This window comes from Streptomyces sp. NPDC101118 (assembly GCF_044759445.1).
Classification (GTDB): domain Bacteria; phylum Actinomycetota; class Actinomycetes; order Streptomycetales; family Streptomycetaceae; genus Streptomyces.
Map to the genome: position 1 here is coordinate 481,335 of NZ_JBIVZG010000002.1, position 21,373 is coordinate 502,707.

Annotated in this window: 23 protein-coding genes; 13 read left to right on the forward strand and 10 right to left on the reverse strand. The window is 74.8% G+C overall.

Annotated features, from left to right (window positions below; translation table 11 throughout):
• Nucleotides 1-6 precede the first annotated feature (6 nt).
• Nucleotides 7-363 carry a hypothetical protein gene (locus ACIQUQ_RS05105; protein WP_403971443.1) on the reverse strand — a complete coding sequence of 119 codons (357 nt, stop codon included), beginning with the start codon at nucleotides 361-363 and terminating at the stop codon, nucleotides 7-9.
• A gap of 148 nt (nucleotides 364-511) precedes the next feature.
• Here ACIQUQ_RS05105 and ACIQUQ_RS05110 point away from each other — a divergent pair, with 148 nt between their 5' ends.
• Both ACIQUQ_RS05110 and ACIQUQ_RS05115 read left to right on the forward strand, forming a co-directional pair.
• On the forward strand, nucleotides 512-5,500 hold the full coding sequence (locus ACIQUQ_RS05110) for a hypothetical protein (protein ID WP_403971445.1): 4,989 nt from the start codon (nucleotides 512-514) through the stop codon (nucleotides 5,498-5,500).
• Between the two features lie 113 nt (nucleotides 5,501-5,613).
• Nucleotides 5,614-6,597: a deaminase domain-containing protein gene (locus ACIQUQ_RS05115; RefSeq protein WP_403971447.1), complete on the forward strand. Its 984-nt coding sequence runs from the start codon at nucleotides 5,614-5,616 to the stop codon at nucleotides 6,595-6,597.
• A gap of 132 nt (nucleotides 6,598-6,729) precedes the next feature.
• On the opposite strand, the gene ACIQUQ_RS05120 is transcribed toward ACIQUQ_RS05115, so the two are convergent.
• Complete coding sequence (locus tag ACIQUQ_RS05120) at nucleotides 6,730-7,236, reverse strand: hypothetical protein (RefSeq protein ID WP_403971449.1); 507 nt, start codon at nucleotides 7,234-7,236, stop codon at nucleotides 6,730-6,732.
• A gap of 581 nt (nucleotides 7,237-7,817) precedes the next feature.
• On the opposite strand from ACIQUQ_RS05120, the gene ACIQUQ_RS05125 reads away from it, so the two are divergent.
• Entirely contained in the window at nucleotides 7,818-9,626 is a 1,809-nt protein-coding gene (locus ACIQUQ_RS05125; RefSeq protein WP_403971451.1) for a DUF6777 domain-containing protein, read from the forward strand.
• Between the two features lie 111 nt (nucleotides 9,627-9,737).
• Here ACIQUQ_RS05125 and puuE read toward each other — a convergent pair whose 3' ends face one another.
• Both puuE and ACIQUQ_RS05135 read right to left on the reverse strand, forming a co-directional pair.
• The gene (puuE, locus tag ACIQUQ_RS05130; RefSeq protein ID WP_403971453.1) at nucleotides 9,738-10,646 is read right to left on the reverse strand and encodes an allantoinase PuuE; all 909 of its coding nucleotides are present in this window, start codon (nucleotides 10,644-10,646) and stop codon (nucleotides 9,738-9,740) included.
• A gap of 24 nt (nucleotides 10,647-10,670) precedes the next feature.
• Nucleotides 10,671-11,129 carry a hypothetical protein gene (locus tag ACIQUQ_RS05135; protein ID WP_403971455.1) on the reverse strand — a complete coding sequence of 153 codons (459 nt, stop codon included), beginning with the start codon at nucleotides 11,127-11,129 and terminating at the stop codon, nucleotides 10,671-10,673.
• A 193-nt stretch (nucleotides 11,130-11,322) separates the two neighbouring features.
• Between ACIQUQ_RS05135 and ACIQUQ_RS05140 the strand changes: the two genes are divergently transcribed.
• The gene (locus tag ACIQUQ_RS05140) at nucleotides 11,323-11,796 is read left to right on the forward strand and encodes a hypothetical protein (RefSeq protein WP_403971457.1); all 474 of its coding nucleotides are present in this window, start codon (nucleotides 11,323-11,325) and stop codon (nucleotides 11,794-11,796) included.
• Between the two features lie 55 nt (nucleotides 11,797-11,851).
• Here the strand turns inward: ACIQUQ_RS05140 and ACIQUQ_RS05145 are convergent, their stop codons facing one another.
• The 3 genes from ACIQUQ_RS05145 to ACIQUQ_RS05155 all read right to left on the reverse strand — a co-directional run bounded on the left by ACIQUQ_RS05145 (nucleotide 11,852) and on the right by ACIQUQ_RS05155 (nucleotide 13,031).
• A complete protein-coding gene (locus tag ACIQUQ_RS05145; RefSeq protein WP_403971459.1) occupies nucleotides 11,852-12,127 on the reverse strand; it encodes an isoamylase early set domain-containing protein in 276 nt (91 codons plus the stop codon).
• Between the two features lie 93 nt (nucleotides 12,128-12,220).
• Nucleotides 12,221-12,631 (reverse strand): hypothetical protein, encoded by a 411-nt coding sequence (locus ACIQUQ_RS05150; protein ID WP_403971461.1) that lies wholly within the window; start codon nucleotides 12,629-12,631, stop codon nucleotides 12,221-12,223.
• A 19-nt stretch (nucleotides 12,632-12,650) separates the two neighbouring features.
• Entirely contained in the window at nucleotides 12,651-13,031 is a 381-nt protein-coding gene (locus tag ACIQUQ_RS05155; protein WP_403971463.1) for an AsnC family transcriptional regulator, read from the reverse strand.
• 167 nt (nucleotides 13,032-13,198) lie between these two features.
• On the opposite strand from ACIQUQ_RS05155, the gene ACIQUQ_RS05160 reads away from it, so the two are divergent.
• Nucleotides 13,199-13,372, forward strand: coding sequence for a CsbD family protein (locus ACIQUQ_RS05160; RefSeq protein WP_403971465.1), 174 nt, complete (start codon nucleotides 13,199-13,201; stop codon nucleotides 13,370-13,372).
• Nucleotides 13,373-13,523: 151 nt separating this feature from the next.
• Here ACIQUQ_RS05160 and ACIQUQ_RS05165 read toward each other — a convergent pair whose 3' ends face one another.
• Nucleotides 13,524-14,645: an SRPBCC family protein gene (locus tag ACIQUQ_RS05165; protein WP_403971467.1), complete on the reverse strand. Its 1,122-nt coding sequence runs from the start codon at nucleotides 14,643-14,645 to the stop codon at nucleotides 13,524-13,526.
• Nucleotides 14,646-14,648: 3 nt separating this feature from the next.
• Nucleotides 14,649-15,779 carry a histone protein gene (locus ACIQUQ_RS05170; protein ID WP_403971469.1) on the reverse strand — a complete coding sequence of 377 codons (1,131 nt, stop codon included), beginning with the start codon at nucleotides 15,777-15,779 and terminating at the stop codon, nucleotides 14,649-14,651.
• 169 nt (nucleotides 15,780-15,948) lie between these two features.
• Here ACIQUQ_RS05170 and ACIQUQ_RS05175 point away from each other — a divergent pair, with 169 nt between their 5' ends.
• The 8 genes from ACIQUQ_RS05175 to ACIQUQ_RS05210 all read left to right on the forward strand — a co-directional run bounded on the left by ACIQUQ_RS05175 (nucleotide 15,949) and on the right by ACIQUQ_RS05210 (nucleotide 19,990).
• Nucleotides 15,949-16,260 carry a gas vesicle protein gene (locus tag ACIQUQ_RS05175; protein ID WP_403971471.1) on the forward strand — a complete coding sequence of 104 codons (312 nt, stop codon included), beginning with the start codon at nucleotides 15,949-15,951 and terminating at the stop codon, nucleotides 16,258-16,260.
• Between the two features lie 29 nt (nucleotides 16,261-16,289).
• A complete protein-coding gene (gene gvpJ, locus ACIQUQ_RS05180) occupies nucleotides 16,290-16,790 on the forward strand; it encodes a gas vesicle protein GvpJ (protein WP_403971473.1) in 501 nt (166 codons plus the stop codon).
• A gap of 3 nt (nucleotides 16,791-16,793) precedes the next feature.
• On the forward strand, nucleotides 16,794-17,504 hold the full coding sequence (locus ACIQUQ_RS05185) for a GvpL/GvpF family gas vesicle protein (protein ID WP_403971475.1): 711 nt from the start codon (nucleotides 16,794-16,796) through the stop codon (nucleotides 17,502-17,504).
• Between the two features lie 56 nt (nucleotides 17,505-17,560).
• A complete protein-coding gene (locus tag ACIQUQ_RS05190) occupies nucleotides 17,561-17,809 on the forward strand; it encodes a gas vesicle protein GvpG (RefSeq protein WP_403971477.1) in 249 nt (82 codons plus the stop codon).
• A 138-nt stretch (nucleotides 17,810-17,947) separates the two neighbouring features.
• Nucleotides 17,948-18,451, forward strand: coding sequence for a gas vesicle protein GvpJ (gvpJ, locus tag ACIQUQ_RS05195; RefSeq protein ID WP_403971479.1), 504 nt, complete (start codon nucleotides 17,948-17,950; stop codon nucleotides 18,449-18,451).
• The gene (locus ACIQUQ_RS05200) at nucleotides 18,448-19,335 is read left to right on the forward strand and encodes a GvpL/GvpF family gas vesicle protein (RefSeq protein ID WP_403971481.1); all 888 of its coding nucleotides are present in this window, start codon (nucleotides 18,448-18,450) and stop codon (nucleotides 19,333-19,335) included. Before gvpJ (ACIQUQ_RS05195) ends, ACIQUQ_RS05200 begins: the two co-directional genes overlap by 4 nt.
• Complete coding sequence (locus ACIQUQ_RS05205; RefSeq protein WP_403971483.1) at nucleotides 19,332-19,583, forward strand: gas vesicle protein; 252 nt, start codon at nucleotides 19,332-19,334, stop codon at nucleotides 19,581-19,583. The genes ACIQUQ_RS05200 and ACIQUQ_RS05205 overlap by 4 nt, the downstream gene beginning before the upstream one ends.
• Nucleotides 19,580-19,990 (forward strand): gas vesicle protein K, encoded by a 411-nt coding sequence (locus ACIQUQ_RS05210; protein WP_403971485.1) that lies wholly within the window; start codon nucleotides 19,580-19,582, stop codon nucleotides 19,988-19,990. Before ACIQUQ_RS05205 ends, ACIQUQ_RS05210 begins: the two co-directional genes overlap by 4 nt.
• Here the strand turns inward: ACIQUQ_RS05210 and ACIQUQ_RS05215 are convergent.
• Nucleotides 19,987-21,279, reverse strand: a complete 1,293-nt coding sequence (locus ACIQUQ_RS05215; protein WP_403971487.1) for a geranylgeranyl reductase family protein — start codon at nucleotides 21,277-21,279, stop codon at nucleotides 19,987-19,989. The two genes, ACIQUQ_RS05210 and ACIQUQ_RS05215, sit on opposite strands and share 4 nt — an antisense overlap.
• Nucleotides 21,280-21,373 lie beyond the last annotated feature (94 nt).

Consider the following 21,373-nt stretch of genomic DNA (forward strand, 5'->3'; position numbering starts at 1 on the left):
TTCGGATCAGGCCGTGTCCCGTTCCGGCTCGGGCTGCTCCACCACGCTGGTGCCGCTGCCCGGCTGGGACTCCCACGTCCACGTCTCCTCCAGCCGGAGACGGCCGTCGGGGAGGACCGTCACGAGCGAGGTGCAGTGGCCGGAGGCGGTGGTGCCGTCGACGCGGAGCTGTACGTACCGGAAGTCGAGGGTGTCGCCCGCCCGCGTGCCGACCAGGTGCCCCCTCACCACGTCCCCGCCGCGGTATTCGGCCCAGATCCGGCCGTCCTGCTCGTGGTAGTCGAACCGGGTCTGCCGGCCGACCTGGCCCGGTGACTGGTCGGCCACGGGGACGAAGAGCAGACCGTCGAGCGAGCGCGCCACGTGTGTCTCCTGGAGTTGCGGAACGAACGGAACGGAGGGGAGGAGGGGTTGGGCAAGGGCAACGGCGACCGACCCTACCCCGGCCGCCGCGGCCGCCCCGGCCCCCGTCCGCGCGGTGATGTCGGCGGGGCGTGCGACGATCCCAGACATGATCGTCGCCCTGGCCTCCCTCGTGCCCGCCCCCGGTACGCCGCACGCCTCCACCACGTACACGGACTGGGTCGCCGCCCACGACCCGGCGGCCCTCGACCCGGCGCGCGCCCTGCTGGAGGAGATGCGCACCGAACTCGGCCGCTCCTCGGCCAAGCCCGGCCGGTTCGTGGACGCCATGGCGACCAGGGCCCGGCGCCTCCCGCCGGCCCATCTGCCGTGGTTCTGGGACACGGTGGGCCACCGGCTCATCGGGTACGGGAGCCGGCCCGGCGGGCGGGCCTACGCGGCGGCACGGGGGGCCGAGGCCGAGCACGCGCTGCCGGTCGACGCCGCCTACCGACGGGCCAACGCCCTGCTGTTCGCGGCGGGCGGGGCCATGCCCGCCAAGGAGTTCGGCGCCCACCAGCGCTTCCTCGCCGAGGCGTTGGAGCCGGCGGCCGCGCACACCGCCCTGGAGGCGTTCCTCAGCGCGTGGGCCGGCTCCCGCGCGGACCTCCCGGCCGATCTCGTCCGCCGCGTACGGGCCTCGGCGAAGGCGGCGGGGCACGGCGAGGAGGAGGTCGCGCGGGTGGTCGCCGCCGTGCTCGCGGTCACGCGGGGGAAGACGGTGCCGGATTCCCTGCTCGACGCCGCTGCCGTGGTCCTGGCCGCCCACCCGCCGGCGGACACCCTGGCCGCCGGGCTCGTCGAGGTCTTCCCGGACGGCGCCACCGACGGCGGCCCCTGGCTCGGGATGCTCATCGGCTGCGGCGCCACCGAGGCGATGGAGTCGGGCCGGCTGGTGCCGGCCGGCGGTTTGCACCGGTGGGTGGGCCACTTCGTGCACATGTACCAGTACGCCGCCCAGTCCGGCGGCGGGGTCGCCCGGCAGCCGCTGCCCGCGGAGTTCCTCGACCTCGTCGTCCGGCTGGGCCCCCGGCTGCGCGCCGAGGGCGGCACGGTGACCGTCCACACCACCCGGCACCACTACCACGGATTCGACGCCGACGTGCTGGACGCCTGCCTGGCGGCCGGCGTCGCCGTCGCGGACCCGGGCCCGGAGACGCGGATGCGGTTCTGGGGCGAGCGGTCCCGGCGGGACCTCGTCGCGCTGGCCGCCGACCCGGTGTTCGGACCCCGGCTGGAGGACACCGTGCACGAGGGTCTGAGTGCGCCCGGCCGCTCGATGATCCGCCGGCGCAGGTCCGGTTCGGCGGTGACCCTGCTGCCGGGCGTCCAGGGCATCGCGCAGGAGGTCGCCGTACGCGTCGGCAAGCTCGTCGGGACCGTCGCGGGCGGCGGCATGGCGGGCGCCGAGGAGGCCGTGGCCGAGCTGGAGACGCTGCTGGACCGGCCCACGGTGACGGCACTGGACGGGATCGCCGATGCGCTCGCGGAGGCGGGAGCGGCCGGCGCGCTGCGGCGCTCCCTGACGGCCGGCCTCCCGGAGGAAGTCGCCTGGCCCGCCCTGGAGGAGGTGTACGCGGAGTTCGCGGCGGAAGCGGCGGCGGGCCCGGAAGCCGTGGCGGGCCCGGAAGCCGTGGCGGGCCCGGGAGCGGAGGGCCCGGGAGCCGCGGCGGAAGAAGAGGCGCTGCCCGGGGTGCCCGGCGTGGCCGGGGTGACCTCCAGCTGGCCGGTGCTGACGGTCTTCTCGCGCGACCGCGCCGTCGCGGTCGCCCCGGACGGGGTGCGCGCCAGGTGCCGATTCACCCTGCCCGACGACGCGACCGTGTTCGCCGTGCACCACGTCGGCGGCTCGTTCCTCGTGAGCTGGTCCGTCGCCCCCAGCCCCTACTTCTGCGACACCGCCGTCTGGGCCGACCGCCCCGACGAGCCCTTCACCCCGGATGAGCAGGGCGGCCTGGTGGCGTTCGGCGGCAGCCTCGACGGCGCGTACGGCTTCCAGTTCGAGACCGCCGACGGCGGCGGCCGGCACGGCGGCCACCGGGTGCTCAGGCCCGGCGGCCGCGAGGGCATCGACCGCGACGAACTCCAGCTCGGCGACGGCGAGCGGATCTGGACCAACGCCGTGTTCGGTCGTCGGCCCTGGCAGGTCGTGGACCCGGTCACGGGCGTACCCGGGGAGCCGGAGCCGCTGCCCGACTTCCCGGGCCGCGCCGCCGACCCCGACCCGGCGGCCGACCCCTGCGAGGCCGACCTGACCCTCGCCGCCGAGGCGCTCCAGCTGGCGCCGCTGCCCGCCGGCCTCACCGGTTCGCCGCTGGGCAGCAGGGACGGACTGGTCGGCACACGGGTGCTGTTCCGTACGCGCCACCGCCACCACGCCCCCGACCACTACCTCGTGGAGAGCGTGGACGGCCGCACGGCCCGCTTCGACATCGACCGCCAGGGCCAGGAGCCGTGGGGCCTGTGGGCGCCGCCGGAGGGAGCGGCCCAGGACGTGGTCCTCGCCGAGGCCAAGACCCGTACGGGGGTACGCGGTTACGCCGCCGACGGCACCCTGCTGTGGGAGCTGGACGGCCACCCCTCGCCGCGCCACCCCCGCGGCCGCCCGGACCGGCAGGCCACCGTGTCGAACGGCGTGGCCCTGCCACCCGCCTTCTGGTACCTGCTGCGGACCCGGGACACGGCCGGCTCGCGTGCCCTGCGCTCGGTGGCACCCCACACCGCGGAAGCCCTGCTCACGGCCGCCCGCGCGGACGCCGCCCGCGCGGATGCCGCCGGCGCCGGAGCCGCGGCCGCAGAGGTCCCGGGCACCTCCGCGGACGCCACCGCTCGCACCGTAGCCCCGGCCCCGCCCAGCGGAGCCCCGGGCCCCCGCACCGGCACTCCGGCCGCCCCCGCCCTCCGCGCCGTGGTCGCCCGGGAGCTGCCGGACCTCACCGACCCGGTGCTGGTCGAGGCCGTCGTGGCCGTGGCCCTGCGCGCCGCCCGCGTGGAGGAGCGCAGGCTCGCCCTGCACCGCCGGGTCACCCTCCTCGCCCAGGTGCCCCCGGCCCCGCCCCGCGCCTCCGCGCCCGACTCCGCGCTCGTCCCCGCCCTCATCGGGCTCGTCCCCCTGGAGGACGCGGACGCCTGGCGGCGCTCCCCGGACGCACAACTGCCCGCCACCCTGGGCGCCCTGGCCGCCGACGGCGCCTGCCTGGCGGGAAGCCTCACGGAGGAGGTGCGGCGGCTCGCGCCGCCCGCACCCCCGCGCGACTGGTCGGCGCTGCTCGGCGCCGTCGACGCGGTGGCCTGGCGGGTGGCCGTGGCGCCCACCGGCGACGCGGACCGCGCCGCCCTCACGGCCCTGCTCGAAACCTGGACCGACCAGCCGTTCGCCCGCCCCGGACGGTGGTGGACGGGCCGGGCCGCCGCCGGCGTGCTCGACGCCCTGCGCGGGGACGGCACCCCCGTCGTCTCCTGGCCGGTGCGGGCCGGCGGGTCGCAGCACTGGTTCGTGGCCCCGGCCGCCACGGATCCCGCGCACGACCCGGTACTGGCCGCCGTGCCCGAGGCCCGCCCCGTGCGAGTGGAGCAGGACGACGCGGCACGGCTGCAGGCCCTCCTCACCGCCGTCGCCGAGCACGGCCCGCTGCCGGTGACCGAGCCGCTCGCCGCCCGGTTCGCCGAACGCACCGGCGTGCGCCGGGCGGTGGCCCGGCTCGTGCTGGCCGGCCTGGTCGCCCGGTCCGACCGGGACGAGCACCGCGCCCTGGTCGGCAAGGCCCCGTACCGCGCGACGCCGATGACCACGGAGACGTACGACCGGCTGCGCGCCCGGCTCGGGGGAGCCGGCCGGCGCGCCGTCCTCGCCGCGGGGGTCCCCGCCGACCCGGCCGAACTGTGGCGCCCGGGCGGACCGGAAGCCGCCGCCGACCGGATGGCCGAGGCGTGGTGCGGGCTGCTCGGCGCGCTCCCGGCCGTGGACGACGCGGCGGCCGACGCCCTGGAAACCGACCTGCAGCTGCCCGACCTGTGGGCCCGCCGCCTCGCCGGCGGGTACGCGGCCGCCCGCGACACGACCGTCCCGGCGGCCGGCTGGAGCCTGGCGGCCACCCCGTACGGCATCGCGGCCGAGGTGCGCGCCGAACCGCCGGCCGGCGTCGAAGTGCCGTACCGGACCCCGGTGGGCGCCCCGCTCCAGGACATCGCGAGCGCTCTCGCGTGGGCGTGGACCGACCGGCCGGCCGGCGACCCCGCGGTCGCGGGCGCGCCGGACGTCCACGACCGGCTCCGGGCCGAACTCGCGCGCCCGGAACTGCTGCTGGCGCTGCCCGGCGGGCGGGTCCAGGACACCTCGGCGCGGATCGCGGAGCGGTTCGGGCCGGCCACCCTGCCCGTGGCCATGGACGCCCGCAAGGAGGAGGGGCCGGTCCCGGTGACGGCGTACGACTCCGGCCCGCTCGTGGTGTGCGCGCCGGGGGGCCAGACGTTCGTCCGGCCCGCTGCGGTCACGGACGCCGAGGTGTGGCGGCGCGTGCGCGAGGGCACCGGCCTCACCGAGGAACTGGACCGGCTGGAACCGCTGTTGCCCGGCGGCGGTCTGGAGCGGATGAAGCGCCGGGCCGCCTCGGGTGCGGTGCCGCCGGGCACGTACGAGGCGGATCCGCGGCGGTCCTGCCCGGACCTGGTCGCCCGTGTCGCCGAGGCCCTCGGCACCGGCTCCGACGCGGCGGCGCTCTACCTCCAGCTGGCGGCCCTGGCCGCGCCCACCGACCGCAACGTACGGCGGTGGAACGGCTGGTCGAGCAAGCGGCACGCCGCGGTCCGGACCGAACTGCTCGGCACGGGCCGGGTCGTGGAGGCCAAGCGCGCCCGCGCCGGCCGGACCCTCTTCCTCCCCGGCGGCTGGACCGAACTCAAGGCGCCGCACCTGCCGCTGGAGACCGCGAAGCTCGCCACCCACCAGGTGCGTCCGCTGTGGGGGAACCGCATCCACGCGCCGTTCGGCCGCATCCTGCCCACCGCACCGCTGCACGAGCTGTTCGCGGAGGCCTGGGACCGGCTGGCCGGCTCGGCGGAGGGCACCGGGGAGGGAGGCGGGGACGGCACCGCCTGAGCCGTTGAGCGTTCGTTTACCCCTGCGCGGCACAGTGGTCCGCAGGGGTACTGCGAGCGGAATCGGCCGTGTGGGGCGGTCGCGCGGTACGCCGGGAGAGAGTGGGGGAGCGCATGACCACGGCCGCGTACACGAACCGGGCCAGCCTGCGGTACTCGATCGCCTTCATCGGCCACGCCGACCTGGAGGGCGAGGTCGAAAGCGTCTCGCACCAGGCCCTGCGCGGGGACAACTACTACCAGGACCTGCCCGAACCGAAGGACTGGACCGGCGCCCTGCGGGGCGTCCAGCACCGCAAGGACGCCGAGCGGCAGGTCGTGAACCTGCTCGCCGACGCGATCTACCGGCACCTCGGCTGCACCAGCACCGCGCAGTACAAGGCCCGCATCGCCGCCGTCCGCCGCGGCACCGTCGACCTGTACTCCGACATGGGCCCGTGCCACTCCTGCCGGTCCGTGATCAAGGACTTCCGCACCGACTTCCCGACGCTCGGCATCCAGGTCCGCTACCGCAACTCCCTGCACGGGGGCGGCACGGCGGCCCTGATCTCGGCGGGCGACGGCCTGTACGGCAGCTACGGCATCGGCGACGCCACCCAGCGCCCGGACGGCCAGTGGGTCAAGAACTACCCCGGAGCCCCCGTGCCCGCGGCCACCGCCACCTTCGACGCCAAGGTCGCCGGCCCGGACGGCATGCGCTTCCGGGGCACCACCGACGCGGTCGACCAGCAGCCCCACGCCCCGTACCTGTACCCGGCACCGAACGCGACGGCGGCACCGCTCGACGAGGTGACCGCCGTCCTGGACCGGGTCGCCCAGTCCGTACGCGACCAGATGGCTCCGGGCGGGCAGATGCGTCCGCAGTCCTTCCGGCAGTGGATCCGCGGCATCGACCAGGGGACCGTCCGGCTCAGCTGCGAGCGGGGACCGAGCCAGGCGGGCCGCACCGCGGTCGCGGCCTTCGTCGCCGACTTCCCCAAGGTGCGGGTCGAGCTGTCCTACCCGGGCACCGGAGCCCAGACCGACGGGTACGGGTACACGGACGCCACCCAGCGCCCCGACGGCACGTGGCTCAAGGCCTTCGCCGCCGCCCGCTGACCGACACCTCGCACGGCACCACCACCCCTGCCCGTACGGCCGCCCGCGGCGGACCGTGCGGGCAGCACGTGCTTCCCGTACGGCTGCGGGAGGAGGCCAGGCGCGGCCCCGGGACCGCCGCTCCGCCGGGCCTCAGGCCTCCGCCCACGAGCGCAGCAGCGCCTGGCGCTGCCGGGCCTTCGGCGTACCGTGGTGCCCGTCGCCGCGCGCCCAGGCGGTGAGGGCCCCGGGATCCGCCTCGCCCGCGACGAAGCGGGCGAGCAGCGACTGGGAGAGCTCGACCTCGTCGGTCGGGTAGCCGCCCGACACCGCGGCGTGCACCGACACCTCCTCGGTGACGTCCACCTCCGGGTCCGTCGCGGTCAGGCGCAGGCTCATCTCCGCCGGCTCGTCACCGCTCCCGCCGACCGCCGCGAGCAGCACCTCGAACGCCTGCCCGAGGCGGCGGGCCGTGCCTTTCACGGGTACGTCCACCACCGACGCCGCGCGGAGCTCCTCCCACGCCCACGTCCGGGTGCCGTACGGGTCCTCCGCCACCACACCCTCGGACGTCAGACGCACGCACTGGCCGTCCACGGCAGGGGGCGAACCCACGTACACCGCGTCCTCGGTGATCCAGAACAATCCGACCATCGCCACGGTTCCACCTGCCTCGTGTCACCCCCCAGCGCACCAAGGTCGCCCGCCCTCTCATCGTCACCCGCACCGAGATGCGTGGCAATCGCGGCCGCCCGTGCCGGCACCCCGCGCCCGCGCCCCCTGTCAAGTCCCGAGAACTCGCGACATGACCGGCCCCGGGGCCGAGGGCTTACTCGAAGGACCGGGGACCCGCCCACGCGATCAAGGAGCGAGACCATGCGCACAGCCGACCCGAACCCGACGCCCTCCACCGAGGGGAGGCCGTCATGAGTTCCCTGCCCCCGCCGTCCGAGCGCCCCACCGGCCCGCCGTCCGGGCCGCTGTCCGGCCGGCGCACCGACGAGCTGCCACCGCCCCCGAGCCCCCCGCCACGGCCAGGACCACCACCCCCGCCCTCCGGGGCGTCGGGTCCGCCGTCGGGACCGCCGTCCGGTCCCTCGGGTCCGCCGTCCGGGCCGTCCGGCCCCCCTTCGGGCCCGTCGGGTCCGAGGGGCGGCGGCGACCCCGGGGACGCCGACGGCCCCGCGCACGCGCCCCGCCGCCGGCCGTCACGCAGGACCCTGCTGAGTGCCGGCACGGCCGTGGTGGTCGGCACGGCGGCCGTCCTCACCTTCACCCTCATGGGCGGGGAGCGGGCCGTCGGCGGAGAGGTCTTCCTGCAGTCCGCCGCGGGCGCGGGGCCCGACCCCTTCACCCCCTCGACGACCACGGAGGCGGCCGAAGGGAACGACTCCGCCGGACCCGTCACCGCGTCCCAGGCCGCCACCAACCCGCGCCAGACCATGCAGGCCACCCGCGCCCTGGAGGTCGACGGCGCGCACCCCGGCCTGTACGGCGGCACCCGGAACGTGGCGAGCTGCGACGTGGAGCGCCAGATCGGCTACCTCACGAAGCACCGGGACAAGGGCCGGGCGTTCGCGGCCCCGCTGAACATCGAGGAGTCCGCCGTCCCCGCGTACCTGCGGTCGCTGACGCCGGTACGGCTGGGCTGGGACACGCGGGTCACCAACCACGGGTACAAGGCCGGCGCACCCACGAGCTACCAGGCCATCCTGCAGGCGGGCACGGCCGTGCTGGTCGACGACCGCGGTGTACCGCGGGTGCGCTGCGCGTGCGGCAACCCGCTGGCATCGCCGGTCGCGGTCAGGGGCGCGCAGACGTACAGCGGCAAGGAGTGGACGGAGTTCCGGTACTCCGAGGTCGTGGCGGTGAAGCCGGCCGCGAAGCCGGTGGAGACGGTCACGGTGTACGACAAGGACAGCCAGGGCTGGTACGGGCGCCCGCGCGGCGACGCGAAGGCGGAAGGCGACCACGAGGTCCCCCCGCCGCAGGACCGCGCCGCCGACTCGCAGGGCCCCGCCCTTCCCGCACCCCACCCGGAGGGGGACCGGCAGCCGGGGGCCGACCCGGCGAAGGAGAAGGCCGAGGACGGTTCCGGGCGGGACCGGCATCCCGACCCGGACCCGGGCAGGGACCCCGCGGAGGACCACACCCGGAACCAGGAGCAGGACCAGTACCGGAAGGACCGGAAGCACGACCAGGACCAGAACCCCGCCCCGGCCGGGCAGCCGGAGGAGAACCCCCGGGACAAGGAGGCTCCGGCGAAGGACCCGGGCCAGGATCCCGGCAAGGACCCGGGCAAGGACCCGGTTCAGGACCCCGGCAAGGATCCGGGCAAGGACCCGGCGAAGGACCCCGGCAAGGACCCGGGCCAGGACCCGGGCAAGGACCCGGTTCAGGACCCGGGCAAGGAGCCGGGCCAAGACCCGGCGAAGGACCCGGGCAAGGAGCCGGGCCAAGACCCGGCCAAGGACCCGGCGAAGGACCCGGGCAAGGACCCGGGCAAGGAGCCGGGCCAAGACCCGGCCAAGGACCCGGCGAAGGACCCGGGCAAGGACCCGGGCAAGGACCCGGGCAAGGAGCCGGGCCAAGACCCGGCCAAGGACCCGGCCAAGGACCCGGGCAAGGACCCGGGCCAAGATCCGGCGAAGGACCCGGCCAAGGATGCCCCCGCCCACACCTCGCCGGACACCCCGGCGAAGGAGCCCGCGGACACCGGCGGCGAGGCCCCCGCCAAGAAGCCGCCCCGGGAAGCGCCCAAGGAGAAGGCGAAGGACCCCGCCGCGCCCCAGCCCGAGGAGCAGGCGGGCGACCCCGCCAAGGCTCCCGCCAAGGCCCCCGCCAAGCCCCCAGCCAAGGAGGGCACGAAGGACGGAACGTCCCCCGACCAGCAGGAGCCCCCGAAGCCGAAGGAGGGCCAGGACAAGGGCAAGGCCCCCGGGCCCGACCTCCCGCCCGACCTCCCGCCCGACCCCGGACCGAACCCCGCGGCCCCCGTCCCCGCAAGCCCCTACCCGGGGGCACCCCACGCGGCAGCGAAGACGGAGTAGCCACCCGGACCGAGGGGGCGGGGGCGGCCCGCCCGGCCCGCGAGCGCCGGCCGGGTGGCCACCCCGCCGGTGGCCCGCCGGGCGGAAGGCCGGCCGGCCCCGCGGAGTCCGTCAGCCCCGCGGCGGGTGCGTGGCGAGCCAGTGGCGCGCGATCTGCTCGCGCGTCGCGACCCAGGCCCCGCCCCGCTGCGCCACGTGCCTCAGGAAGCCGTCCAGGGCCCGGATGCGGCCCGGCCTGCCGATGATCCGGCAGTGCAGCCCGACGCTCATCATCCGCGGACGCTTGGCGCCCTCCGCGTGCAGCGCCTCGAAGGTGTCGACCAGGTACGCGAGGAGGTCGTCGGCGGTCGAGAAGCCGTTCAGGATCAGGAACTTGAAGTCGTTCGCGTCCAGGCTGTACGGGAGGACCAGGTGCGGGCGGCCGGCCGCCTCGGCGTAGAACGGCACGTCGTCGGAGTAGTCGTCCGAGTCGTAGAGGAAGCCGCCCTCCTCGGCGACCAGCCGCCGGGTCCGCGGGCTCGTCCGGCCGGTGTACCAGCCCACCGGGCGGCGGCCCACGAGCCGCTCGACCGTCGCGACCGTACGCGCGATGTCGGCGCGTTCGGTGTCCTCGGGCACGTGCCGGTAGTCGATCCACCGCCAGCCGTGGCCGGCCACCTCCCAGCCGGCCGCGCCCATCGCACGTGCCGCGTCCGGGTTGCGTTCGAGGGCCCGGCCCACGGCGTGGACGGTGAGCGGCACCCCGTGCGCGGTGACCGTCCGGTGGACGCGCCAGAACCCGGCGCGCGAGCCGTACGCGAACATCGACTCGACGTTCAAGTCGCGCCCGCCCTCCACGGGCGGCGCGCCGACGATCTCGTGGAGGTAGCCCTCCGAGGTGGCGTCGCCCTCCAGGACGCTCCGCTCGCCGCCCTCCTCGTAGTTGAGGACCAGGCTCACGGCGACCCGGGCACCCCCGGGCCAGGCGGCGTGCGGCGGCTCCGCGCCGTACCCGACGAGATCACGCGAGTGCTCGACCACGCCCGCACCCTACCCCCGCCGTCGTCACGTGCCGCGGACGCCGCGTGCGAGCCAGGGGGTGAGCGTGGTGGGGGCGATCAGCTCCCGGTACGTCTCGTCGCCCGGCACCGGTACGACGAGCCAGTGGCCCGGCGGGAACAGGCGCGCCTTGGTGTGCGCGAGCCCGGTGTACACGGACCGGAGGAACGCGGGGACCGCGTCGCGGGGGACGTCGTGGAACTCGACGCCGTCCACGGTGATCTTGGCGTCGTCCTCGGGGAAGAGGCGGACGCCCACGGCGGGGGCGCCGGCGAGTTCGACGAACGCCTCGTGCGGCAACGAGCCGTCGGGATCGACGACGGTGAAGACGCCGGCCGAGGTGCGGCGCGACGTCTGGTCGGCGCCGATGTCCTCCGACACCGTGATGCCCCGGCGGAACTCCTCCGCGATGGCCCGTATCGCGGCGACCGCGGCTTCGGTGGTCGGCAGCTGGGGATGAGTCATGATCGCGATTCTGCCCCACGCCGCCCGGCCGGGACGCCACCCCCGGCCTCCTCCCGGACCCCCACCGACCCGGCTCACCCGGAGAGCCGTCGGGTGATCGTTTCTGCTTGCTGTGTTCGCGTGACGCCAGGTCGAGGGCGCGTTCCGGCGGGCTATAGGACGCGCGGAAGGGTCAGTCGTCAGGGAGGCCGTCATGCAACGCATCCGAACCGCCGCACTCGCGCTCGCCGCGCTCCTCGCCGCCGGGGCCGGGATCGCCTACGCACAGCAGGGCGCCACCGGCGCCTCCGCGCAGCGTCAGCTCACCACGTACGTGGTGTGGGGGCGCATCGACATCAACCCGGGCCAGGTCGGCACGGCCAGGACGGACGACTGTCCGGCCGGGCAGCTGGTGACCGGCGGAGGTGGCTTCTTCTCCCATCCGGATCCGGGCGCCTTCACCATGAACGCCAGCTCCATCGCGTGGAACCAGGGGCCGAAGGGCTGGTACGTCACCGGTCGTAACACCGCCGGCAGCACCGGCAGGCTGTACACCTACGGGCTCTGCACCGACGCCGTCACCGCGCTGCCGCCGCTGAGCGAGGCCGAGGGGAACGTCCCTCCGGCTCCGCCCGGGCTGGTGCCCGGTGTTCCGCCGGGTGTCGCGGACGTGCCCGCCGGGCGCTGAACCCCGGCTTCGGTGGCCCGCCTGCCGGTGGCCGGCCGGCGGGCCCTCGTGCGGGTCAGGTGTGGAGGCGGCCGTTCGTGCCGTCGTGGGCGTCGGCGTGCTCGTCGTCGAACCAGTAGTCGCCGGCGGCGAGGTAGCGGAAGGCGTGGGTGCCGTGCGCCGGGAGCGCGACGCTGGCGGCGCGGGTGCCGTCACCCCGCGAGGTCAGGGGGTGGGCGGCCGGGTTCCAGTGGTTGAAGTCCCCGACGACGCTGACCGGGCCGGCCGGGCTGTCCTCGGGAAGGATGAACGTGACCTGGGTACGGCCCTTGAGCTGCTTGCGTTCGAGCACGGAGGGACTCCAGCCGAGTAGGGAAACGGGCCCCTGCATCCTCGCCCCCGACCCCCTGGCCGCGGGCGCTACACGCCCGCCGGGCCGGTCCCGTCACTCGGCCGGTCCCCGGGCCCCCGGCGGCCGGGGGAAGGCCGTGCGGCGGAGATGGTGCAGGCGCCATGCCGCAGCCGACTCCACCTGGGCCATGCTGAGCCCCGTCATGCGGCAGAGGTCGTCGATGCTCAGCCCCTCGGGATGCCGCCGCATCGCGCGGTCGATCTTCACGCTCCACAGTTCCTCGTCGACGTACGGGCGCGCGCCGTAGTGGCGCTGGAGCTCGACGAGGTGGGCCTCCGTGCAGGCGAGCAGCGGCCTGGCGCCGTCCTGCTCGGGGTCGGAGGGATGGGCGAAGGAGGAGTCGGGTGCGCGCCCGGAAACCGCGGTGCCGGCCCGGGTGCTTTCCCGGCACAGGTCGCAGATGTCCGGGAGCGGTGGGCCCCCGGTCCAAGCCGTGCTGTGCATCGTCGTCTCCACGGGCATGTCAGGCGAATGGGTGGTGTCTGCTTGGCAGCTCGGTGGGGTGAGCGGGACGGGTGGGGCTCTCGGGGGAGGGCGCAGCGCCGGACGGGTCGAGTGCGACCAGCAGTTGCAGCAGCGCGGTGATCTCGTGCTGACCCTCGGCGGGATGGCGGAAGAGGGTGCCGGGCGTGACCTGGTAGTGGTTGCGCCGCCCGCGTCGGCCCCGCGTGAGGTACCCCGCGTTCTCCAGGTCGGTGACGATCGCCAGCGCGGCGCGCTCGGTCACCTGACAGGCCGCTGCCATGTCGCGCAGCCGGATCTCCGGATCGCGGAAGATCATCGCGAGGATCCGGGCGTGGTTGGTGACGAACGTCCAGCTGGACCGGCGCTCCATCTGTTCCATGTCCGAATTATACGATTTGCGATTCCGGTTTCGCCAGAGCGGAATCCGCGGTCCCCCATGCCCGTGCGCCGGGAGGTCCTCCGGGCGCGTTGTCCCGGCGAATGTGGGTAGCGGCCGGGAGGAACCGGTGTCGATTCACCGGTGCCGCTGAATGGGAGGTGGCAGGAATGGCCGGTGGGAAGAAGGCCAAGAACGTAGGCAAGACCGTCAAGGGCAAGGCCAAGGAGGTCACCGGCAGGGCGGTCGGCAACGAGAGCCTCGAAATGAAGGGCCGGGCCGAGCAGGCCGCGGGTGACGCGAAGCAGACGGTCCAGAAGGCGAAGGACACCCTCAAGCACTGACCGGGCGCGTCACGGGGCCGGCGGTCGCAACGGCGACCGCCGGCCTTCCCCTGTGCGGGGTGCGTGGTGCGGGGTGCGGAGCAGCCGGACGGCAGAGCGCCGTGGCCGAGCTGGAGAGCGCGGCCACGGCGGCGGGACGGTCGCGTGGGGCTCAGCGGCGCCGACGCGCCCGACGGGGCTCTTCCTCTTCCTCCTCCTCGGGCTCGTCCTCGTCCTCGGGCTCGTCCTCGTCTTCGTCGTAGTCCCCCTCCTCTTCGTCGTCCTCGTACTCGTCCTCCGGCTCCTCCCCCCGCTCCTCGTCGTCCTCCCCGCCTTCCTCGTCTTCGTCCTCGGGGTAGTCCCCTTCCTCTTCGCCCTCCTCTGCCGTGTCTTCCGCCCTTCCCTGTCCCTCTTCCTGTCCCTCTTCTTGTCCTTCTTCCTGTCCTTCTTCCTCGTTCTCGCCCTCTTCCTCTTCCTGTTCGAGGGCCTCCTCGTGACTGACGACGACCTCGCCGTCCTCGATCTCCCCGCGCCAGCCCTCGGGCTCCTCGTTGGAGAGGCTGACGTACCGGTCGAAGTGCTTCAGATCCAGGCGCAGGCGCCGGCCCTGGGCCCGCCAGATGTTTCCGGTCTTCTCGAACAGGCCGGAGGGGTAGTACTCGACGACGAGCAGGATGCGGGTGAGGGACGGGGCGAGTTCGTGGAAGGTCACGCAGCCGCGGGTCGTCCCCTTGGGTCCGTCCGAGCTCCAGACGATCCGCTCGTCGGGAACCTGCTCCTGAACGGTCGCCTTCCAGTTCCGTGTCGAAGGGCCGACCTTGACCTTCCAGTCGGACGTGGTGTCGTCGCCCTGTGACACGCTGCGCACGCCCTTGGCGAAGCTGCTGAAGTTCTCGTACTGCGTCCAGTGGTCATAGGCGGTGCGCAGCGGCACCCCCACGTCGATGCTCTCGACGATGTTGATGGCCTTGGTGCTGCCCTTGCGGCCCTTGCCCTTGCCCTTGCCGCCGAGCAGGCTCGAACCGACTTCCTTGACCTTCTCCTTGACCGGCTCGATCGACTGGCCCAGTACGGCCTTCAGCGGCGAGTCGCCCTGGAGGAGCCGGCCCCCGATCCCGGGCAGCGGGCTTCCGTTCTCCGCCGAGTCCTGCAGCCGGTCCGTGAGGTCGCCGACCTTGTCCACGGCCTTGTCCGCCAGCTGGCCGGCCTGGGCCGAGAGGAACCCCGAGACTTCCTCCATCAGCTTGTCGAAACCTGACTGTGCGCCCTTCGCGGCGCGCTCCGTCGTGGCCATGGTTCACCTCCTCGCCGTCGATGTGCGGGCGGGCGACTTCTTCGAGGCCGTGGTCTTCTTGGCGGCCGACTTGGACGCCGGCCGACGGGCCGTGGCCTTCTTCGCGGGCGCCTTCTTGGCCGGTGCCTTCTTCGCAGCGGCCTTGGACGCCGGCTTCGCCGCGGCCTTGGAGGGCGCGGAGCGCCGTGTGCCGGATGCCGGCTTCGCCTTGCTGCCGGAGGAGGCCGTCTTCTTCGCGGACGGGCCCGCCGCCCCGCCCCGGGTGGACGACTTCCTGGCCGGGGCCGCCTTCCTGGCAGCCGCCTTCTTCGCCGGGGGCGAACTCCCGGCCGACGACTTCTCCGGGGAGGTCTTCTTCGTGGTGGAGGCCTTCGCCGTGGATGCCCGCTTCCTGGCGGGAGCCGCCTTCTTGGCGGGGGCCGCCTTCTTGGCGGGGGCCGCCTTCTTGGCGGGGGCCGCCTTCTTGGCCGGGGCCTTGCGCGTGGGGGAGGAGCGGCGTGCGGGCCGCCGACGGGCCGGCGGCTCTTCGTCGGGCTCTTCGTCCGGTTCCTCCTCCGGTTCCTCTTCAGGTGCCCGGTCCTGCGGCTCTTCCTCCCGGTCCTCCTCCTCGTCCTCGTACTCCTCCTCCGGTTCCTCGGCTTCTTCCTCGTCCTCGTCCTCGTCGTCGTAGCGGTACTCGCGGTCGTCGTCACGATCGTCTTCCCGGTCGTCGTACCGGTCCCGGTCCTGGTCCTCGTCCTGCTCCTCGTCCTCGTCCTCGTCCTCGTACCGGTCGTCGTACCGGTCCTCGTCCTCCTCCCGCTCCTCGCCGCCGCCGTTGCCCTGCGTCAGGGCGAGGGTGCGGTCGTGGACCGTGTCGGCGAGCTGGGAGAGCCTGCGGTTCGCGGCCGCCGTCACGGCCTTGCGGCCCGCGTCCAGCGCCTCGCCCCTGAGCTGCTCGCCGAGCTCGGCGACCTGTGGCATCTCGCTCAGCCGCTTCAGCCCCTGGGCCGCGATCTCCTTCGGGTCCAGTCCCAGCTTGCGGCCGGCTGCGTAGGTCACCAGGGAGAAGGCCAGGCGACCCTTCTTCGCCCGGCCCAGCACGTAACCCCCGGCGACCGCGGCCGCCAGGGCGATCTTGGTCGTGTCCTGCATGAGCGTTTCCCTTCGGCAGGCGGGTCAGTGGGCGTGCTGCTCGCCATCGCCCGACTTATGCGCCGCCGAAGGAGGAAATCTCAAGGAATATCGGATTTGAGCGGAAATAGAATTGTTTGCCCCATGGGTGAGCGGGCAGGCGACCGTCAGCCCGCGAGGGGAGTGGCTCATGGCTGAAGCACAGCCCGCCCGTCGCCGGAAGGCGTCCGCGCGCCGCGGCGTCACCGGTGCCGCGTCGGCCATGCGTTCGGCGACGGAGCAGCTCGCCCAGTTGCTGGGGCGGGAGCCCGAATCGGTGTCCTCCCTGCGCCCGACCGAAGAGGGCTGGGAGGCCCAGGTCGAGGTCCTGGAACTGGCGCGGATCCCCGACACCACCAGTGTCATGGCCAGTTACAAGGTCACCATCGACGAGGAGGGCGAGCTGATCTCGTACGAGCAGACCCGGCGCTACAGCCGGGGCATGATCGACCGGCCGGCCTGAGGACCGGCCCCCGCGAAGGGAAGCGGCCAATGACTGTGGTCCCGCAGGGCGCGAGCAGCGTCGGCAGAGCCGGAGGCGGAAACACGGCGAGCCTCTACGACGTACTGGAACTGATCCTCGACCGCGGTCTCGTCATCGACGTGTTCATCCGCGTCTCGGTGGTCGGGATCGAACTGCTGAAGATAGACGCGCGGATCGTCGTGGCCAGCGTCGACACCTACCTGCGGTTCGCCGAGGCCTGCAACCGCCTCGACCTGGAGTCGGGCCGCAAGGCACCGACCCAGCTGACCGACGTCGTCGGCAACGCGGTCGAGAGCGGGGCGCACGGCAAGTCGAAGGGCGCCCTGAGCGGTGCCGTCGAGGCGGTGACACAGGCCTTCACCGGCAAGTCGGACGACGAGGACGAGCCGGAAGAGGAAGAGCAGCAGGAAGAAGCGGAGGAGGAACCGGAGGAGGAGCCCGAGGAGGCACCGGCCCCGCGCCGACGCCGCCCCGCCCGCCGTACGGCCTCTCGCCGCGAAAGGGAGTAGGTGATGGCCGTGTACGTGTACTCGATCACCGGCGCTGCCCACCCGTGCCGCCTGGACGGCCTCACGGGCGTCGGCGCGGAACCCGCCCCGCTGCGCACCGTCACCGCCGGCGGGCTGCGCGCCGTCGTCCAGGACGTCGACGAGGAGATCCGGGCCAAGCGCCGGGACCTGACGGCGCACCAGGAGGTGCAGGAGCGCCTGATGGCCGACGGCACCGTCCTGCCGCTGCAGTTCGGCTACACCGCCCACGACGACCAGGCGGTCGCCGACGTGCTCGAACAGGGTGCCGACGGCTACCGCGAAGCCCTGGAGCGGCTGGAGGGCTGCGCCGAGTACCACGTGCGCGCCTCCCAGCACGAGGAGGGGCTGCTGCGCGAGATCCTCGACGACTCCCCCCGGGCACGGCGCCTCAACGACCGGATCAAGGAGGGGGACCAGGACCCACGGCTCCCGCTCCAGCTGGGCGAACTCGTCGCCGGCGAAGTGCGCAGCCGTCAGGAGGCCCTGGCTGCCGGACTGGTCCAGGCGCTCATCCCCTTCGCCCGGGACCACACCGTCCGTGCCCCGGCCGACGGCGACATCGTCAACCTCTCCCTGCTCGTCGAGCGGGAGCGGGAGGACGAGCTCGCCCGGGCCGAGGCGAGCCTCGCCGAGCAGGTCCACGGCGTCGCCTTCCGCTTCGCCGGGCCTCTGCCCCCGTACAGCTTTGTCTAGGGTCCCGGCCCCGGCCGCCGCGGGCGGTCCGGGCCCGCCGGGCGTCAGGAGGAGCCATGGGGCTGCTGACCAGCCTGCTGACGGCACCGCTGCTGCCGGTGCGCGGCGTGGCGTGGGTCGCGCAGCGCGTCCTCGACAAGGCCGAGGAGGAGTTCTACGACCCGGGGCCCGTCTACGCCGCGCTCTCGGACCTCGAACGGCGGCTGCGGGCCGGCGAGATCGACCAGGCCACCTTCGACAGCGCCGAGGACGAACTCCTCGACCGGCTCGACGAGATCGCCCGGCACCGGCAGGGCCGGCCATGACCCGGGACGCGGCCCGACGGCCCGCCACGACCGGGGAGGCCGAGGACCGTGCTCGACGAGATCGCCCGGCACCGGCAGGGCCGGCCATGACCCGGGACGCGGCCCGACGGCCCGCCACGACCGGGGAGGCCGAGGACTGTGACTGACCCGCTCCCCGACCGGCTGGGCCCCCTGCCGTCCCGGGCCGGCCCCATGTCGTACCCGCCGGCCTCGGCGGGGAGCCTGGCCGACATCCTCGAACGCGTCCTGGACAAGGGCATCGTCATCGCCGGCGACATCCGCATCAACCTCCTCGACATCGAGCTGCTCACCATCAAACTCCGCATCCTCATCGCCTCGGTGGACAAGGCCAAGGAGATGGGCATCGACTGGTGGGAGCACGATCCCTCCCTCTCGTCCCGGCACAGCGGCGACCCGCTCGCGGAGGAGAACCGCCGCCTGCGCGCCGAGCTGGAGTCGCTCCGGCGCGAGCGCCTCGCCCCCGCGGCCGACGGCCGCGACGAGCGGACCCTCACCCGCGGCGAGCAGACCCCGGCCGCCGACGGGCAGCCCCATGCCCCCGACGGGCAGAGCGCCTCCCGGGAGCGGGCCTCCCGGCCCCGCGCCGCCGGCGCCACCAGCAGGAAGCGGCAGACCCCGTGAACCCCGACCGCACCCTCACCTACGTCTACGCGGTCGCCGCCCCCGCATCCGGGCTCGGCGAGGCGGTCGCCGGCCTGCGCGGGGTCGCGGCCGCCCCCGTCGAACTCCTGGAGCCGGAGGACGGCGGCCCGCCCACCGCCGTGTTCCTCACCAGCCAGGTCCCGGAAGCCGACTGGGCGGAGGAACCCCTCAAGGCCCGCTTCGAGGACCTCGACTGGCTCGAGGACACCGCCAGGGCCCACCACCGGGTCATCGAGGCCCTCACCGGCAGCACCACCGTCCTGCCGCTGCGGATGGCCACCCTCTACCAGGACCGCGACCGCGCCCTGGCGGCACTCGGCCGGCAGCACCGGGCCTTCGCCGACCGGCTCGCCTCCCTGGCCCACCACCGCGAGTACGGCGTCAAGGCGTACGTACGCCCCGCCCCGGAGGACACGGTGCCCGGCACCGCGCCGACGGCACCGTCCCCCGCACCCGCCGCGAGCCCCGGCAAGGCGTACCTCCGGGCGCGCAGGGCCCAGCACCACGCCCGGGAGGACCGCCACCGCCAGGCCGCCCGGGCCGCGGAACGCATCGCCGCGACAGCGGCCTCGTACGCCTCCCACCGCGTCCGCCACCCCGCCCAGAGCGGCCCCCTCACCCGGGGCGAGAGCGGGGAGAACGTCCTCAACGACGCGTACCTGGTACGGGACGACCAGGCCGGGGCGTTCCGTACCGCCGTCCAGCAGGCGGGGGAGGGCCTGCCCGGCATCCGCATCGAGGTCACCGGCCCCTGGGCGCCCTACTCCTTCGCGACGCTCCCGCTCGCCCCCGACCGGCCCGATGCGGCGCGCGCCGCCCCCGGCCGGACCACCGGCAGCCCCACCGCCCACCCGAGCCCATGACGATCGCCGGCCACGACGAACCGCTCCCCGGCAGGCAGGTCGCCCTCGTCGACCTCCTCGACCGGCTCCTCGCCGGCGGGGTCGTCATCAGCGGTGACCTCGTCCTGTCCATCGCCGACATCGACCTCGTACGCATCTCCCTGCGTGCCCTCATCACCTCGGTGAACGGCGGGGAGCAGGACCGCTTTGACGCGTTCGCCCCCCACGGCGGGCACGGCCCGAACGACCACCACGAGCAGCAGCCATGACCCCCGACCCGCCCCCGGACCCCGGCAACGCCCCCGGCCTCGATGCCGTCAGCGACACCATGGCCACCGCCTTCCGGCTGCTCCAGGCGCCCCCCGAGCCCCCCGGCGAACCCCGCGCCCCGGCCCGGCGCCTGCGCACCGACCCCGACCGCGTGGGCGAGGACCTCCTCAAACTGGTCCTCACCCTCGTCGAGCTCGTCCGCCAGCTCATCGAACGTCAGGCCCTGCGCCGCGTCGACGCCGGCGACCTCACCGACGAGCAGGAGGAGGAACTCGGCGCCACGCTGCTCGCCCTCCACGACCGGATGACGGAACTGTGCGCCGAGCACGGCTACGCCCTCGAAGACCTCAACCTCGACCTCGGGCCCCTGGGCCCCCTGCTCCCGCCCGCGTCAGGCCGGCCCTAGCGGTTCGGACGCGGGACGAGCCGCAGCAGCGTCTGCAGCACGGCGTCCACGCCGTCGCGCGCCGGCTCGTCCCCGACGTGGATCAGCAGCCGGGACAGCGTGCGCATCAATTGGGGCGAGGCCATCACGCGCGGGTGCAGCACCGGGCGGAAGCCGTACCGGGAGAAGAGCAGGTCACCGGCGAGGTTGCCCAGCCGGTAGTAGCGTCCCCAGCGCCGCCGGATCTCCGACGGGTACTGCAGGAGCGCGTGCTCGCGCCGCGGCCCGGCAGGCCGCGCCAGGGCCAGGGCGATGATCTCCGCCGCCGTCTCCGCCGACTCCATGGCCTGGGCGATGCCCTCGCCGCTCCACGGGCTGACCATGCCCGCGCTGTCCCCGACCAGCACCAGCCCCTTGCGGTACTGCGGCCGCCGGTTGAGGCCCATCGGGAGGGGCGCGCTGCGCAGCGGCGAATCGGCGTTCTCCTCGCGCAGCCCCCAGTCCTCGGGCATCCGGGAGAGCCAGAGGTCCAGGGTGGCCCGCAGGTCCACGGGCCGGCGCCGCCGCTGCTGCGGCAGGGCGCCCAGGCCGACGTTGACGCGGCCGTCTCCCAGGGGGAAGACCCAGCCGTAGCCGGGCAGGTCCAGCCCGCTGCCCGGGCAGCGCAGGTCGGCCCACAGTTCCAGGTACGGGTCGTTGGTGCGGGCCTCGCTGCGGTAGTACCGGCGGGCCGCCGCCGCGACGGGCCGGCTGGCGTCCCGGTCGAGCCCCAGGGCCAGCGCGGTACGGGCGGAGGCCCCGTCGGCCGCCACCACGAGCGGGGCCAGGTACCGTACGGGCTCCTCGTCGGGCCCGCGTACGGCGGTCACGCCGGTGACGTGGCCCGCGCGGTCCGTCAGCGGGGCCGTCACCTTCACCTGCGTGCGCAGCCGGGCCCCGGCGGCGCGGGCGTGCCCGGCGAGCAGGTCGTCGAAGTCGTGCCGGGTGCGGGTGAGCCCGAAGTCCGGGAGGCTGCCCAGCCGGGGCCACTCCAGCTCGACGGTGTTCCCCTCGCACACCCACCGCATGCCCTTGTTGCGCATCCAGCCCGGCGCGTTGACGTCGACGCCCAGCCGCACCAGCTGGTGCACGCTGCGTGGCGTGAGCCCGTCCCCGCACACCTTCTCGCGGGGGAAGCCGCTCTTCTCCAGCAGCAGTACGTCCAGACCCGCGCGCGCGAGGTGGACGGCGGCCGCGGATCCCGCGGGCCCCGCCCCCACCACGATGACCTGCGCCTCTTCAACCCCGGCATCGCCACGTTCGGTGATCACCCGACCACTATGCCGTGTGATGCCCGGGGCGGCGGTGCGGCGCGGCCGAAATCGTCCGGCCGCACGTGCGGCGGCTCCGCCCCGGAGGGGGAGG